This is a genomic window from Halorubrum gandharaense, from assembly GCF_054654575.1.
The window spans coordinates 1,662,165-1,677,795 of the sequence record NZ_BAAIET010000001.1 but is presented as its reverse complement, the minus strand read 5'-3'; the positions used below and the strand labels follow the sequence as shown (position 1 = coordinate 1,677,795).

16 protein-coding genes are annotated in these 15,631 nt (G+C 68.5%); 4 read left to right on the top strand and 12 right to left on the bottom strand.

What is annotated here, in order from left to right:
- Positions 1-57 precede the first annotated feature (57 nt).
- From phnE to ACYQ07_RS07980, 5 genes are all read right to left on the bottom strand, one after another.
- Complete coding sequence (gene phnE / locus ACYQ07_RS08000; protein WP_459879613.1) at positions 58-1,107, bottom strand: phosphonate ABC transporter, permease protein PhnE; 1,050 nt, start codon at positions 1,105-1,107, stop codon at positions 58-60.
- Entirely contained in the window at positions 1,107-1,916 is an 810-nt protein-coding gene (gene phnC / locus ACYQ07_RS07995; RefSeq protein WP_459879610.1) for a phosphonate ABC transporter ATP-binding protein, read from the bottom strand. The genes phnE and phnC overlap by 1 nt, the downstream gene beginning before the upstream one ends.
- 30 nt (positions 1,917-1,946) lie before the next feature.
- Positions 1,947-2,906 carry a PhnD/SsuA/transferrin family substrate-binding protein gene (locus tag ACYQ07_RS07990; RefSeq protein WP_459879607.1) on the bottom strand — a complete coding sequence of 320 codons (960 nt, stop codon included), beginning with the start codon at positions 2,904-2,906 and terminating at the stop codon, positions 1,947-1,949.
- Positions 2,907-3,193: 287 nt separating this feature from the next.
- Complete coding sequence (locus tag ACYQ07_RS07985) at positions 3,194-3,847, bottom strand: uracil-DNA glycosylase (RefSeq protein WP_459879605.1); 654 nt, start codon at positions 3,845-3,847, stop codon at positions 3,194-3,196.
- A 4-nt stretch (positions 3,848-3,851) separates the two neighbouring features.
- Positions 3,852-4,394, bottom strand: coding sequence for a CDP-2,3-bis-(O-geranylgeranyl)-sn-glycerol synthase (locus ACYQ07_RS07980; protein WP_459879603.1), 543 nt, complete (start codon positions 4,392-4,394; stop codon positions 3,852-3,854).
- 177 nt (positions 4,395-4,571) lie between these two features.
- Here ACYQ07_RS07980 and ACYQ07_RS07975 point away from each other — a divergent pair, with 177 nt between their 5' ends.
- From ACYQ07_RS07975 to ACYQ07_RS07965, 3 genes are all read left to right on the top strand, one after another.
- Positions 4,572-5,411: a proline dehydrogenase family protein gene (locus ACYQ07_RS07975; RefSeq protein ID WP_459879601.1), complete on the top strand. Its 840-nt coding sequence runs from the start codon at positions 4,572-4,574 to the stop codon at positions 5,409-5,411.
- A gap of 128 nt (positions 5,412-5,539) precedes the next feature.
- Positions 5,540-6,217, top strand: coding sequence for a DUF502 domain-containing protein (locus ACYQ07_RS07970; protein ID WP_459879598.1), 678 nt, complete (start codon positions 5,540-5,542; stop codon positions 6,215-6,217).
- A gap of 82 nt (positions 6,218-6,299) precedes the next feature.
- Entirely contained in the window at positions 6,300-7,583 is a 1,284-nt protein-coding gene (locus ACYQ07_RS07965) for a tRNA pseudouridine(54/55) synthase Pus10 (protein ID WP_459879595.1), read from the top strand.
- 532 nt (positions 7,584-8,115) lie between these two features.
- Here ACYQ07_RS07965 and ACYQ07_RS07960 read toward each other — a convergent pair.
- The 5 genes from ACYQ07_RS07960 to ACYQ07_RS07940 form a co-directional block, all read right to left on the bottom strand.
- Complete coding sequence (locus ACYQ07_RS07960; RefSeq protein WP_459879592.1) at positions 8,116-8,646, bottom strand: hypothetical protein; 531 nt, start codon at positions 8,644-8,646, stop codon at positions 8,116-8,118.
- Between the two features lie 55 nt (positions 8,647-8,701).
- Positions 8,702-9,310, bottom strand: a complete 609-nt coding sequence (locus ACYQ07_RS07955; RefSeq protein ID WP_459879589.1) for a cysteine hydrolase family protein — start codon at positions 9,308-9,310, stop codon at positions 8,702-8,704.
- Complete coding sequence (locus ACYQ07_RS07950; RefSeq protein WP_459879586.1) at positions 9,307-10,200, bottom strand: YqcI/YcgG family protein; 894 nt, start codon at positions 10,198-10,200, stop codon at positions 9,307-9,309. Before ACYQ07_RS07950 ends, ACYQ07_RS07955 begins: the two co-directional genes overlap by 4 nt.
- Before the next feature lie 136 nt (positions 10,201-10,336).
- Positions 10,337-11,821 (bottom strand): sodium:solute symporter family protein, encoded by a 1,485-nt coding sequence (locus ACYQ07_RS07945; protein WP_459879583.1) that lies wholly within the window; start codon positions 11,819-11,821, stop codon positions 10,337-10,339.
- On the bottom strand, positions 11,818-12,132 hold the full coding sequence (locus ACYQ07_RS07940; protein ID WP_459879580.1) for a DUF3311 domain-containing protein: 315 nt from the start codon (positions 12,130-12,132) through the stop codon (positions 11,818-11,820). The genes ACYQ07_RS07945 and ACYQ07_RS07940 overlap by 4 nt, the downstream gene beginning before the upstream one ends.
- Positions 12,133-12,327: 195 nt before the next feature.
- Here ACYQ07_RS07940 and dnaG point away from each other — a divergent pair, with 195 nt between their 5' ends.
- On the top strand, positions 12,328-13,764 hold the full coding sequence (gene dnaG, locus ACYQ07_RS07935; protein WP_459879577.1) for a DNA primase DnaG: 1,437 nt from the start codon (positions 12,328-12,330) through the stop codon (positions 13,762-13,764).
- Positions 13,765-13,767: 3 nt separating this feature from the next.
- Here dnaG and ACYQ07_RS07930 read toward each other — a convergent pair whose 3' ends face one another.
- Together ACYQ07_RS07930 and ACYQ07_RS07925 are read right to left on the bottom strand one after the other, a co-directional pair.
- Positions 13,768-14,235 carry a GNAT family N-acetyltransferase gene (locus ACYQ07_RS07930; protein ID WP_459879575.1) on the bottom strand — a complete coding sequence of 156 codons (468 nt, stop codon included), beginning with the start codon at positions 14,233-14,235 and terminating at the stop codon, positions 13,768-13,770.
- Positions 14,236-15,597 (bottom strand): DUF92 domain-containing protein, encoded by a 1,362-nt coding sequence (locus tag ACYQ07_RS07925; protein WP_459879572.1) that lies wholly within the window; start codon positions 15,595-15,597, stop codon positions 14,236-14,238.
- Positions 15,598-15,631: the final 34 nt, after the last annotated feature.

Genomic DNA, 15,631 nt, shown 5'->3' with positions numbered 1-15,631 from the left:
TCCCTTGTGGCAGGTGGTCGGCCGGGAAAAAACGACGCCGCGGTGCGTGGATGGCGCTTACTTGAACAGCGACTCGGCCATCCGCTGCGGGAAGCCGCGGACCATCTCGATGAAGCCTTTCGACTCCGTATCCGCTCGGAGATGTGCGCGGGTCCGCTGGCTGACCATCTCGACGGAGATGATGAGAACGAGAATGACGAGGATCGTCGCCATCATGTTCGTGAACTGGAACAGTCCCTGCTGGACGTCCAGCACCTGTCCCAGTCCGCCGGCGCCGATGATACCCAGCGAGACGGCGATCCGGACGTTGATCTCGAAGATGTACAGCGTCCACGCGATGAAGGGCGTGGTCACCTGCGAGAGCATCCCGAAGACGATGATCTGCGGCTTGTTCGCGCCGGTGGTGCGCATCGCCTCGATGGGTCCTTCCTCGATCTCTTCGAGCTCGTCCGTGAACAGACGGCCGAGATTTCCGATGGTGTCGGTGGCGATGGCGAGCGTCGCCGTCGCCGGTCCGAGACCAGCCAACGGAACGAAGATGAGCGCCCACACCAGCGCCGGGATGGCGCGGATGGAGGACATCGTCCCGCGGAAGATGAAGTTGAACGGGAACGGCGTCACGCGCTCGGAGCCCAGAACGCCGAAAAGCAGCGCGAGCGGGAAGCCGAGAATGGTGCCGGCAAAGCCCATCGCGAGCGTGACTCCCGCCTCGCCGAAGATCGAGAAGATCCCCAGCGACCCGTCGAACACGAACCCGATCGGGTCGGTAACCAGCGTGCTCGCGTCGCCGGCGTCGAAGATCAGGCTGTTCTCGGAGATGAACGTCCAGTAGGCGCCGAAGTCCAGGAACGGGAGGAACCCGAAGTACATCGTGATCGGGAAGAAGTCACTCAGTGACTCGCCGAAGAACCCCCACTGGTATCCCTCGTCGAAGATGCTGACGGCACTGAGTGCCTGCACGAACATGAAGCCGATCGCGAACAGCAGCACGACGGCGCCAACGGCGCGGATCCGGCGAGAGTGCTTGATCCGCTCGAACCGCTCCTCGATACGGTTGGCGTCGTCGGCGTCGTCGGCGTCGATCGTGGTGGCGTCGTCGCCGCTCATCAGACGGCACCCTCCGCGCCCTCGGTTCGTGTCACGCCCTCGGAGTCGCCGGCGACGTCGTCGCCCTCGTCCTCGGCGAACATCCCTTCGGTGTCGATGCCGCCGTAGATCTCGTCGATGACATCCATCGTGAACTCTTCGCGGTAGCCGTCGAACACCTTCTCACCGTGTCGGAGCCCGATGAAACGCTGGCCGAACTTGCGTGCGAGGTTCACCTGATGGAGGCTGATCATCGCCGTGAGGCCACGCTCCTGTGCGGCGGTCCGGAGGTAGCCCATCACCTGTTGGGCGCTGCCGGGGTCGAGACTGGCGACGGGCTCGTCGGCGAGCAGCACTTGGGGGTTCTGCACCAGTGCCCGGGCGATGCCGACCCGCTGCTGTTGCCCTCCGCTCATCTGCCGGGCACGCTGCTGTGCCTCGTCGAGGAGACCGACGGTTTCGAGCGCCTCGAGTGCACGGATTTTCTCCTCGCGGTCCTGCAACTGCAGTAGACTGGTGATGAAGTCGGAACGATTCAGCGAGCCCGTCAGCGAGTTGGAGTACGCGCTCATCTGACCGATGATGTTGTGCTGTTGGAAGATCATCGCGATGTCGTCCCGCGGGCTCGTAACGGGCGTGCCGTCGATGGAGACCTCGCCGTCGGTTGGCGTTGTGAGACCATTGAGACACCGAAGTAGGGTCGACTTCCCGGAGCCGGAGACGCCGAGCACGACGACGAACTCGCCGTCGGGAATCTCGAAGGAGACGTCGTCGAGTGCGACGGTCTCCCCGTACTCTTTCCGGAGATTGTCGACTTTGATGCTGCTCATAAGAATTGAAAGGGAGAGTGGTAGTATGCGTTACGTGAGGTCGGCGAACTCGAGGCCGAGTTCGTCCATCGTGTCCTGAATCGGGTCGTAATCCGAGAACTCGGCGGGCTCGACACCCGTGAACCACAGTGGCTCACCGTCGTAGTCGTCGCCGTGCTGAAGGTCTTCCTCAGTCACGTCGAGAATGACGTCCTCGATCTCTTCGCGGACGGGGTCCTCCCAGTCGGACCGCGAGATGAGCGGTGCGCGGGGGATCGGGTCCGACACTGCGAGCAGACGGAGCTCCTCGTGTTCGTCGCCGATCGCTTCGCCGGCGCCGGGGTACTCCGCGGAGACCTCTCCGAACTCCTCGGACATTTCGTCGAACTGGTCCTGGCTGATGCGGTCGGCTGTCGTGAACGCGCCCGTGGCGGCAGCACCGACGTCCGGGTTGTTGATCATCTGTTCGGCGGCGCGGTCGTGGTCGCCGGAGATGGTCGCCTGGAAGTCCTCGGCGTCACTCTGTGGTGCGTCGCCGATGTCGTAGCCCTGGCGGCTCAGGTAGGCGAGGGGCACGAGCGTGCCGGAGACGGACATCGTCGCGCCGAACGCGACCTCCTCGCCGCCGAGGTCGTCGATGGACTCGATCCCGCTGTCCATCGTCGTCGTGATCAGCGAGAAGTACTGGGCAGCACCGAACTGAATGCGCATCCCGATGATGTCGGTGGCTTCCCGGCCGGCGATCGCCGCGGACGGGGAGATGTCCGCGATCTCGCCGCTCCCGCTGCGGATCGACTGGAGCGTCGCCGAATAGTCGGCGGCGCGGTTCGGCTCGATGTCGACGTCGACCTCGGACTCGATGTACTGGAACAGCGGCTGGTACTGCTCGACGATGTCGACGCTCGACTCCGCCGGATTGAGGATGAACTCAACCTCGGTGGTGTCGTCGGCGTCGCCCGCCGTCTCGCCGTTGGACCCCTCGTCACCGTCGGTACACCCTGCGAGGGCCACGGCTCCCGTGGCTCCTGCTGTTTTGATGAACGTACGCCGGTTCGCCGACCACCTGTTGTCGGACATGGGGAAAACTTCTCCTCACATAATAAATGGTTTTCTATGTTCCCTACCGAGAACTCCCCTGTAATCCCCTCACAAACTCCAAGGAGTGGTGTTTCACCGTATCCAGATCAACATTAACCCTGACGATCTTTGCCGGTGCCGATACCTCGGAGACGTGCGTTCGACGGTTGATGGAGGGTAGTTGGGGCCCCCTCGGACCGTCTGATGGCTTCACGCTCCACTCAGTAGTCGCCGAGTCGCGACTGGCCGCCGTCGCCCTCGGTCGCGCCGGCGAGCTCGGCGGCGCGGGCGATCGTCTCGAAGAACCCCTCACGCTGGCTCCGGTCGTACAGCGTCGCCGCGGGGTGGACCGAGAGGAGGACGCGCCGGGCGGCGCCGCCGATCCGGGCGTCGACCACGTCGCCGGATTCGCCGGTGATCGCCACGTCACGCTTCAGGAGGTGCTCGCTCGGAACCTTCCCGAGCGTGACGACGAGCTCGGGGTCGAGGCGGTCGACCTCCGTCTCGAGATAGCCGCGGCAGTTCGCCAGCTCCTCGCTTCGCGGGTCACGGTTCTCCGGCGGGCGGCAGCGGACGCAGTTGGTGATCCGCACGTCGGGACGCGCGAGCCCGGCGTCCCGAAGTGCCTCGTCGAGCACGTCGCCCGACCGGCCCACGAACGGCTCGCCGCGCTCGTCCTCGGTGGCGCCCGGGCCTTCGCCGACGAACAGCAGGTCGGCGTCGGTCGGACCGACGCCGTTGACGATCCGGCTGCGCGACTCGACGAGCGCCGGACAGCGCTCGCAGTCGGTCACACACAGCTGGTCATCGAGCGGTGCGGATTCGCCGTCGAGCGTCCCGGCGGTATCCCCGCCAGCGTCGTGGTCCTCGCTCATCGCGTCACCACGGCTCGTTTTTCAGGCCGAGCTTGTAGGCGATCACGTTCGTCGTCACGTGTAACACCGGCGTCATCACGAGGATGACGGCGAGCACGGGCAGCGTGAACGTCTCCAGCGCCCAGCTCGGCGCGGCGACGAACGCGAACAGCAGCGCACCGACGACGAAGTCGAGCTGGTCGAGCCCGGGGAACGACGCCCCGCGCTCGCGGCCCGACCGCCGTTTGATGAAGGAGGCGCCGATGTCGCCCATCATCGCCCCGAGCGCCAGCCCGAGTGCGGCCTGGAGCGGGAACGTCGGGAGCGTGACGCCGAGCGCGGCGGAGACGGGGTCGTGGATCGCGTTAAGTAGCAGCGCGAGTGCGACGCCGGCGGCGGTGCCGGCCGCGGTGCCGCGCCACGTTTTCCCGTCACCGAGCACGCGGCTGCCGTTCCACTCGCGGCCGCCGTCGATGGGACGACCACCGCCGGCGAGCACCGCGAAGTTGTTCGGTACGTACGCGGGCAACATCGCCCAAAACGCCGTCGCGACGAGCGAACCGACCATACCCGGCCAACGCCCGAGAGGGTTTAATAAGGACCGGATCCCCGGGGCGCACGCGAATCCGTGCGAGCGCCGGCGGTTCGCGGTCGCTGCCGATCGGGTGGCCGGCGGTCCGCGGTTGCTGCCGGGTTGTGGCAAAAATTGGCAACGGTAAAGGCGTCCGGCCAACTATCAGCCTCCATGATACCGCCCATCGCGCGCCGGTTCGTCGCGGGCGAGAGCGCCGCCGAGGCGCTCGACCACGCTCGGACGTACAACGAGGACGGCGTGCGGATGATCCTCAACCTGCTCGGCGAGCACTACGACGACCCCGTCGACGCGCGGGCCGACGTGGACGCGTATAAGGACCTGATCGACGACATCGCCGGGACCGACCTTGACGCCTGCGTCTCGGTGAAACCCTCACAGATCGGCATCGACGTTTCCGAGGACCTCTTTCAGGAGCATTACCGCGAGATCGTGGCGTATGCCCACGAGCGCGACCAGTTCGTCTGGTGTGACATGGAGGACGCCGACACCACCGACGCCACCCTCGACGTGTTCGAGGCGGTCGCCGAGGACTACCCGTGGGCGGTCGGCCAGTGCATCCAGTCGAACCTCAAGCGCACCCGCGAGGACCTCAAGCGCGTCGTCGATGTCCCCGGCAAGATCCGGATCGTGAAGGGCGCCTACGACGAGGACCCCGAGATCGCCTACAAGAACAAGGCACGCGTCGACGAGGCGTACCGCGCCGACATCGAGTTCCTCTTCGAGCACCGCGAGCGCGGCGTCGCGATCGGCAGCCACGACCCGGAGATGGTGTCGCTCGCGACCCGTCTTGGCGACGAGTTCGGCACCGACTACGAGGTTCAGATGCTGATGGGCGTCCGCGAGGACGCCCAGCGCGACCTCGCCGCGCAGGGCGTCGAAGTGTGGCAGTACGCCCCCTACGGCGACAAGTGGCTCTCGTACTTCTGGCGCCGGGTTCGTGAGCGCAAGGAGAACGTGCTGTTCGCGGTGCGGGCCGTGCTGGGTCGGTGAGCCCGCCGGCGGGCGCGTGGACCGGCGGTCCGCAGCCGCGTCCGACGGCCCGAAACCGTCCCCAACGGGCTCCGCTGGCGACACGTAGAAGCCCTCTTAAGGCACGCCCTCACATACGTATTCGATAGATGTCCACGTGGAAGCGCGACTTCGCCAGCGGGCTCATCGTGTTGGCGCCGTTGCTGGTCCTCGCGCTCGTTCTTCGCTGGATCTACCGCCACATCGCCTCGCTGCCGCTGATCGAGGCGCTCCAGCCCGAGTTCATCCCCGCCCCGCTGGAGCCGCTCTCCCGCGTGGTGATCGCGGTCGCCGTCCTCACGACGCTCGTGCTCGCCGTCGGCTACTTCATGCGCACGACGCTCGGGCGTCTCGCCGAGGAGCGAATGGACGACGCGATCAACCGCATTCCGGCCCTTCGGGTCGTGTACAACGCCTCGAAGCTCGCCGCCGAGACGGCCCTCTCCGGCACCGACGAGCTCCAGAGCCCCGTCTATCTGGAGACGTGGGCCGGGATCCGGATGACCGCCTTTAAAACCGGAAAGAAGACCCGCGACGGCAAGATCGTCCTGTTCATGCCGACCGCGCCGAACATCACCTCCGGGTTCGTCATCGAGGTCGAGCCGGAGCGGATCGAGGAGACGGGCGAGTCCGTCGAGGAGGGGATGACCCGGATCCTCTCGGCCGGCTTCGCCGACTCCGCCCACCAGATCCCCGTCGAGGAGGAGCGGGTGGAGGACGTCGGCGACCTTGGAGGCAATCCCCGCGGGGACGCGCGCGGTAGCCGCGACGACCGCGAGCCGCGCTGAACCGCCGCGTCGTCACGACGTACGCGCTCGCCGGCGGCCCCTTTTTAGTAAGACAGTTACGGCGTGCGCCGCTTGTGCAGGTATGAACGTACTGGAGGTCGCCGACGCCGCGACCGCGACGGGCCCCGTCTGTGACGCCTGTCTCGGTCGTCTCGTCGCCGACCGGAGCTTCGGACTTGGCAACGACGAGCGCGGCAAGGGGCTCCGCGTCGCGCTCGCCCTCCGCGAGGACGACGACTACGAGGCACCCGACACGGCCGACTGCTGGGTGTGTGAGGGCTACTGCGCGGATTTCGACGAGTGGGCCGAGCGCGCCGCCGACGCCGTCGAGGGCGTCGAGTTCGCCACCTACAACGTCGGCACCCGACCGCCGCCGTTGGTCGAGGAGAACGAGCGACTGCTCCGGGAGGAGGCCGGCCTCGACGACGACGCCGGCGAGCCGTTCAAATCAGAGTTCAACCGCGAGGTCGGCAAGCGGTTCGGGACGCTCACGGGTGCGGAGGTCTCCTTCGACCGCCCGCACGTCCAGTTCACCATCGACCTCGCCGAGGACGAGCTGGACGCGAAGGTGAACTCCACGTTCGTCTACGGACGCTACCGCAAACTGGAGCGGGACATCCCGCAGACGGAGTGGCCCTGCCGCGAGTGTCACGGCTCCGGCCGGCAGGGACGCGAGCCGTGTGACCACTGTGGCGGCTCCGGCTACCTCTACGACGACAGCGTCGAGGGGTACACCGCGCCCATCGTCGAGGACGTGATGGACGGCACGGAGGCCGTCTTCCACGGCGCCGGTCGCGAGGATGTGGACGCCCGAATGCTCGGCACCGGCCGCCCGTTCGTGGTCGAAGTCGAGGAGCCGGCGCGCCGGCGCGTCGACACTGAGCAGCTCCAGGCGGACATCAACGCGCTCGCCGACGGCGCGGTCGAAGTCGAGGGGCTTCGCCTCGCGACGTACGACATGGTCGCACGCGTGAAGGGGCACGATGCCTCCAAGCGCTACCGCGCGGAGGTCGAGTTCGACGAGGACGTGACTGAGGAGGAACTCGCCGAAGCAGTCGACGCGCTCTCGGGCGCCACCATCGAGCAGTACACCCCGAACCGCGTCGACCACCGTCGCGCGAACCTCACTCGCGAGCGCGAGGCGTACGAGGTGACCGGCGAGCTGGTCGACGCCCGCAACGCCGTCGTGGAGGTCCACGGCGCCGGCGGCCTCTACATCAAGGAGCTGATCTCCGGCGACGACGGCCGAACCGAGCCGAGTCTCGCCGGCGCGCTCGGCGTTGGCGCCGAGGTGACCGCACTCGACGTGCTCGCCGTGGAGGGCGAGGAGGAGCCGTTCGAAGACGAGGCATACTTCCGGGACTAACGAGCGAACTCGCCGGCGTGGCACGTTGGTGGTTTGGTATATAAACGTCCGAGAGTGGTTTCGACAGCTGCTTATAAACAAAGATGCGGTGCGGTGGCGCGCCCGGCGAGCGCCCAGCGGGCGCTCGGCGGCGCGCGAGGGAGGCAGCGGCCGCCGGCGGAGCGGTTTCCCGTCGGCGGCCGTCTGCCGAGGCTGGGGAGGTGTGAGGTGCGGTTGCTGTGCGGTCGGGTGGGACTCAAAGGGGCAGCCGGCGAGGACGAAGCCCGGCGCAGCAAGCACCGCAGTGAGCGTAGCGAACGAGGAGCGCAGCAAGCCGCGCGAGTCGTCGCCGGCTGGGGCTTTGGAGGCGTTCGCCGTCGTTCTCACCCCAGAAGCCACTCATAAAAGATCCACACCACCACCACCGTCCCACTTATAGAACTCTCATCCACCCACCTGACACACCTACTCCCGAGGTCACTCACCGGGGAGTCTGCATAGACCACATCCGGGTCAGAAATTGTCTCCTCAAGGTGACTTCAACGGACCTGCCTCACCGATACTCGTCGAGGTCGATCCGCGTCGCGCCGACGGTTTTCCCCTCGGATGTTAGCCGGAGCGTCACGGTCTCCTGATCCGGGTGGACCCAACTTCTGTTGAGCGCGATCTCCACCGTTTCCCCGGGATCGACCACAACGTCGTCGACGGCCGTGGTCGCCTCCTCGCCGTCGTCGAACGCGAGGGCCGCCCGCGAGACGCGGATCGGGTCGGCCCCGTCGTTGCGGACGGCGACCTCGAACCGGTCGACGGCGTGTTTCGACCCGGCCGCCGAGAGCGACAGGTCAACGTTCGTGACCGCCAGCGGGCCGCCGTGCTCGGGGTGGCCGTCCGTGTTAGCGCCGGCGTCATCGCCGGTCCCGCCGTCGGCTCCCTCCTCGGCGTCCTCCTTCGTGTACTTCGCAAAACACCGGTAACAGCGGTAGAGGCGGATGTCCGGCGCCGGGACGTTTCCCGAGGGGATCCGAACCCGGAAGGTGAGAAACCGGCTGCCGCACTCCGGGCAGTCGGGGGTGCCGTGGAACACGCCGTCGTGTTCACGGGGTCGGGAAAAGTGTCTTCGGGTGGTGACCTTGGGCCCCCTACCCGAGCAGCTCGTCGTGCTCGACGACCGTCGCGAACTCCCCGTTGAGGTGTGCGAGCGCGACGCGGTGGGAGGTCTCCGGGTCGATCCGCTCGCCGTCGTGCGTCTCGCGGGCGTGCGCGGCGGTCGCGTCCGCGACCAGCGTCACGTCGTAGCCGCGGTTCTCGGCCATCCGCGTCGTCGTGGAGACGCAGTGGTCGGTGGTGAGCCCGCAGACAACGAGGTGGTCGTAGCCGTTCTCGCGGAGCCAGTCGTCGAGACCGGTCCCCAGAAACGCCCCGTTGACCTGCTTCTGGAAGGTGGCCTCGCCGTCGACGGGAGCCGTCTCGGGCTTCCACGCGAAGCCGGGTCCATCCGGACGAAGCGGGGAGTCCGACTCCGTGGAGGCGTGCCGGACGTGTGCCACCGGACGGTCGGCCGTTCGCCACGCGTCGAGGAGAGCGGCGGCGTGGGCTTCCGCGTCGGGGTTGTTGCGCTCGCCCCACGCGGGGTCGTCGAAGCCGACCTGAAAGTCGATCAGCAGGAGGACGGCGTCCGCGAGGAGGTCGGCGTCCGAGAGAGTGTCTCCGTCGGGAGCGTCGTCTTCGGGTGAGTCGCCGTCGGTCATGCGCCGTCTCCCGTCGAGCGACCGCCGTCCGCGCGTGCGTCGCCCGAGTCGGAGCCGTCTCCCACGGCGCCACCATCCGCGAACCGTCGCCATGCGCCGGGTTCGAGCAGCTCCGGCGGCGCGCGCGGATGCTCCGTGGAGGGAGCCAACGGGCACTCGTCCGGGCTCTGCTCGGGGTCCTCCCGGAACAGGTACTGCTTCCACTCGCGGTCGCCCTCGACGCCCCAGTCGCCGAGGTCGGCGTGCGGACAGACGCCGTCGTACGCCTCCATCCGGTCGCGGATCATCTCCCGGGCGTGTTCGCCGGCCTCCGTGTCGGCGGTGAGCCCGTCGAACACCGCCCGGGGCTGGAACGTGATCTCCAGTCCGACCGGCGAGTAGCGGCTCATGCGCTCGTCGTAGAAGGGCGCCCGCGAGGTCGGGAACAGCGGCTCCCCGCCGAAGGAGTACTCCCAGTAGGGGTCGTCCGGGTCCGTGGGAATGTCGTCCGGCCACGGCTCCGGGTCGTGGACGTGGAGGAACTCCAGCACGTGCCAGAGCGACTCGTGATAGTCGGCCTCCGTCGCCTCCCCGTCCGGGGGTTTGAAGAAGACGGCCAGCGGCACCCGGTCGGCGTGGTCCTCGTAGGTGTCGAGATACTCCAGCAGCACGTCACGGAGTCGGAGCAGCGCGGCCGGGTCGGTCGTCGACTCGCAGGCCGCATACAGGAGGTCACCCTCGCGTTCGACCTCGATGCCGAAGTAGCAGGGGAACGGCTCGCCGTCGCGCTCGCCGAGCATCGACTCCCGGAAGGTGCGGTAGTGCTCCTGCAGCCAGTCCGGTGCGTCGTCGAGCCGTTCGTGGAGCGTCTCCTGGTCGAGCAGCACGCCCTCGGTTCCGGGCTCGTTCATACCCGTACTGGGGGATGCGCCCGCTTTGACCTTTCGCTCCCGACGGCCGGATCCGCTTCGTCGACGCCCGCCCCACTCCGCCTCGCCCCGCCCCACTCCGCCCCACTCCGCCCCGCTCCTCCCCACTCCGCCCCGCTCAGTCGCCGGCGACCGCGAACCGCGAGGGGTCGTCGTCCGCCGTCGGCGTCGTGAGCCACGAGACGCCGAGGGTGAGCGCCGCCGAGAGGACCATCAGCCCGAGCGCCACGTCCCAGCCGCCGAGGACGGATCGTGGAAGGGTCGGCACGACCGGGAGGACGGACGAGAGCACGACCGTCAGGTACGCCACCTGCGGGACGAGCACGCCGGTGACCATCCCGTCGCGGGTGATCCCGTCCCAGTAGAGCGCGCAGATGACGGGGAGCGCGAGCAAGGCGAATCCTGAGAAGGCGGTGTCGCCCACCTCGATCAGCGTGCCCGGACGGAGCAGGCTCGCGAGGAACGCGCCGGTGGCGAAGGCGGCGACGCCGATCCGGCCGAGCCATGCCTCGCGGCGCTCGGAGGCATCGGGGTTGACGAACGGCCGGTACACGTCCCGCGTGAAGTACGACGACCCGGACAGCAGCATCGAGTCGGACGACGACATCATCGCCGCCATCGCGCCGGCGATCACCAGCGCCGCGAACCACATCGGCGTGTACTCGTTGAGCACCACCGGCAGCACGTTGGCGCCCTCGGGCACGTCGACGGGCATTCCGACCGCCCACGCGCCGAGCATGAACGCGGGGAGGAACAGCAGGAGCACGAGCACGGGCCACAGCGCGAACGACTTCTTGAGCACCTCGCCGCGCTTGGCGACGAAGAAGCGCTGGTTGATCTGCGGGAACATCGTCACGCCGAACGCGATGGTGATCGCGGAGGAGATGATGAACCCGGGCGTGTAGACGCCGCCGCCGAAGCTCCCGAACTCGGGGCGAGCATCGAGCATCGACGCCGTCGCACCGCCGAGCCCGCCGACCTGCGAGAGCACCCAGACGGCCGCGATCCAGACGATCGAGAGCATGAACAGCCCCTGGACGGTGTCGGTCCAGGCGACGCCACGCATCCCCGCGAGCACGACGTAGAGGATCATGAACGCGGTGATCAGCGCCGCGCCGGCCCAGTAGGGGACCGCACCGCCCGTGAGGCCGGCGACCGCCTCGCCGGCGCCCATCTGCTGGAGCATCACGTACGGGAACAGCCAGATCAGGCTGACGCCGGCGACGAGCGCCCGGAGGCCGGGCGAGCCGAACCGGTCGCCGAGCATCTCGCCGAGCGTGAGGTAGCCGTTCCGGTTACCGATCAGCCACTGCTTGTAGCCGATCACGTACCAGAGCACCGCAAACAGCACGCCGTCGAGCGCGCCCATCACGATCAGCCACTCGGGGCCGGCCTCATACGCCAGGTTGGGGCCGCCGAAGAAGGTGAACGCCGATAGCAGGGTTGCGAAGGTCGTAAACAGCAGGACGACCGTCCCGATCGACCGGCTCGCGAGGTAGTAATCCTCGGCGGTCGCCTCCGCCACCCGATAGGCGAGCAGCCCGATGGCGAGCGCCACGAGCAGGTAGCCGACGACGATGCCGAGCTGGAGCGAGAGGCTCACGTTGACTCACCTCCGGGACCGTCGGCGTTCGCGTCCACGGGCGCGCCGCCGTCCGTCGCCCCGGCGCCGGCGCCGGCGTCGTCGCCGCCATCCTCGTCCCTGCGGCGTCCCATCCCGCGCTCCCACGCCCCGCTCGTCGCGAACCGGTGGAACAGGAGGCTACACAACACCAGCCAGCCGACGTGCCACCAGATCCACACCGGGAGCCCGGCGACCACGAGGTCCACGCCCCACAGCGGCCACGGCACCGCGAACGCTACCAACACTGCGAACGTCGGGATCCACAGCCAGTCCAAGCCTTGCCGACTCATTGGACAAAACTGCTCCACCGAGGCCTAAAGAGTACCGATGTTGTTCGGAGCTGTTGTATGAAGACTATTATTCTTCACAACACCTGATCGGTGGCGGTCGGGAGTCGAACCGGCGGACGGTAGCTATTTCCGCCGAACGCTCGTATATAAGGGCCCGGGCGGGTCACCGCCCGATTCACCATTCCCATCACTGCCATGAACGACACTGCCAAATACCTGGTTCACGCGACCCTCGCCGCGGACGGCGTCGTCGAACGGAGCGACGTGGTCGGCGCCGTCTTCGGCCAAACCGAGGGACTGCTCGGCGACGAACTCGACTTGCGGGACCTCCAGGAGTCCTCGAAAGTCGGCCGGATCGACGTCGCCGTCGAGTCCGAGAACGGACAGTCGTTCGGGGAGGTGACGGTGGCGTCGAGTCTCGACAAGGTCGAGACCGCCATCCTCGCCGCCTCGCTCGAGACCATCGACCGCATCGGCCCCTGTCACGCCTCCGTCGAGGTGACGAGCATCGAGGACGTGCGCGCCGCGAAACGCAGAGAGATCGTCGAGCGCGCCAAGGAGCTCCTCGCGGACGGCTTCGAGGAGACGACGCTCGCCAGCGACGAGATTCTGGAGGAGGTGCGCGACGCCGCCCGCGTCGAGGGGATCGTCGACTACGAGGGGCTCCCCGCCGGCCCCCGCGTCGGCGACTCCGACGCCGTCATCGTCGTGGAGGGGCGCGCGGACGTGCTCACCCTCCTCGAATGCGGCATCAAGAACGCGGTCGCCGTCGAGGGGACGAACGTCCCCGACGCCGTCGCCGAACTCACCGCCGAGCGTACCGTCACCGCCTTCCTCGACGGCGACCGCGGCGGCGAGCTGATCCTCCGCGAGCTGGCGCAGGTGGGCGACGTGGACTACGTCGCGTTCGCGCCCGCGGGCGACTCCGTGGAGGACCTCGACCGCGGTCGCGTCTTCGAGGCGCTCCGCGGGAAGGTCCCGTACAGTGCGCTCGCCGACGAGCCGAATCTCCGGGAGGCGGCCGACGGGGCGACCGGTGCGACCACGGCCGACACCTCGGCGACGGGCGCCACCTCCGCAGAGACGAACGGAACGGCGCCACCCAGTGACGGGCGATTGGAAACGGAAGACGACGAGGGGAGCGTTGATGACGCCGACACGGACGAGGCGGCCGACGCCGAATCTGACACCGTCGAATCTCCCGAGTCCAAGCCCGGTGACATCGAACCCGAGTCGAGTGCGGATGCCGCCGAAGCTGAGTCGAGTGCGGACGCCGTCAGATCCGTGGCCGACGAAGCCGACGCCGACGAAGCCGACGCCACTGACAAGCCACGCTCGCTGACGGAGCACGTCCAGGAGGTCATCGACGCCGGCACCGGACAGGTGAGGCTGCTCGACGCCGACGGCGGCGTGCTCGCGGAGAGCGATGCGGCCGACGCCTTCGACCTCGTTGAGTCGGCCGACGACTCCCCCCACACGGTCGTCGTCGACGGCGAGATCTCCCAGCGCCTGCTCGACGTCGCTGCCCAACGAGGCGTCACCGACCTGCTCGGACGGTCGACCGGCGAGTTCGTGAAACAGCCGGTGGGGACGCGGGTCCGCACGGCCGGCGACCTCCGCGTCGAGGCCTGAGCCTCATGCCAGTCGCAGAACCAGCGCGTCGCCGTCCGGATACTCGTCTTCTCGCCGTTCGACTACCTCGAAGCCCAGCTCGTCGTACAGCGCCAGCGCCGCCTCGTTGTCGGGGTGCGTCTGGAGGGTGACGGGACCGTCGGCACCGTACGTCTCGATGGCGGTGCACAGTAATCCCCGGCCGCGGCCCTCCCGGCGGAACGCGGGATCGACGACCATCTCCGCGATGTGGGTTCCCGGTCGGCTCGGCGCGTCGACCGGCAGCAGGTAGCCGACGACGCGCCCGCCGGCGCTCCCGCCGGCGATGCTGACGAGGACCGTGCCGACCGAGAGCCCGTACTCCAACAGCTCCGGGCTCGACTGTCGAAGGTGCGACTGCAGCTCGCGTATCCGGTCGCCGTCGGCAGGTCGAGCCGATCGAACTCTGGAGTCCGGCGTGCGCTCGTCGGACGGGGAGTCCTCGTCCGCCATCTATGCGACCACGACCCCGGCGCCGACGGCCGCCAGCGCGCCGACGAGCGTGGCGAGGCAGTTGACGGCCTGGTTGCCGATCCGGTCTCCCTCGATCAGCGCGCCGAGCAGGCTGTCGGCCGTCATCCCCACCACGCCGCCGAGCGCGACCAGCGCACCGCCGACGAGCGGGTCGCCGGCGGCGCCGAGCGGCATCCCGAGCGCGGCGAGGACGGCGATGATGAGCGCGCCGGCGAGCCCGGCCACCTCGCCCTGCCAGGTCACGGCACCATCGGTGCCCGGCGGGACTGGCTTCAGCGTCGTGATCAGCCGGGGGTTGTCGTAGAGGCCGCCGATCTCCGAGGAGAGGGTGTCCGCGAGCGCGGTGGCGAACGCGCCCGCGAACGCCAGCGCGAACAGGAGTTCGAGGGTGGCCGGCGCGAGCGCCGGCGGTGCAGCATCCCCAAAGTGGGGCGTGCCGGCGAAGCCGATCAACGCGGCGAGTCCGACTGCGGAGTTGGCGAGCACGTTGCCGGTGCCGCGAGCGCCCTCGTTCTCCTGGGCGACGCCGCGGTCGATCTTCTCGGAGAAGCGGTATTTGGTCGCCAGCGCGCCGACGGAGTAGAAGGCGATGAGCGGGAGGAACCAGCCAACGCCGCCGAGTACGATGGTCAAAAGCGACAGCAGGACGCCGGTGAGCATCCCCGGGACCGAGGCTGCGCCGAGCGCGTAGGACACCCCGCCGAGCCCGAGCGTGACCGCGAGCGCGACGGCGATGCCGGTGACGCTCACGGCGGGCACCAGCAGGCCGAGTGCCCACGCGACGAATGCGACGACGACTGCCGTGATGTGTGCGTCCCGGTCGTACACCAGCGACCGAACCAGTCCGGCGGTGAGCACGGCGACGGCGGCGAGAAAGAGGATGCGCGGAAGGATGGCGAGAAGGTCGCTCACGCCGGTCGAGAGCGCCACGAGAATCTGTCCAAGGACGGCCGCGAGGAACCCGGCGGTGAGGTAGCCGGCGATCCGCGGGAACGGGTCGTCGCTGCGCTCGGCGACGGCGGCGTGACCGAGCCGACCCACGCCGACTGCGAGCATCGCGGCGGCGAACGCACCGTACGGAAGCGGTTCCCGGGGGATGGAGGCGAAGACGGCGAGGCCGGCGCCGGCGAGCGCGAACGCCGCGAGCCCGTAGAGTCGGCGGTCCTCCCTATCACCGGGGAGCGCCAACGTCTCGAACAGCTCGCCCTCGCGAATTCCGACGAGGGCGACTCCGGCAACGGCGAGGAACGGGACGGCGGCTGCGTCGCCGAGCACCGGCGCCAGCACGGCGAGCGCGGCGACGGCGGCGAACACGCTCGCCCGTCTGAGCCTCCGAGTCACGTTCCGGCGTACCCACGACGACCACTTAACGGTC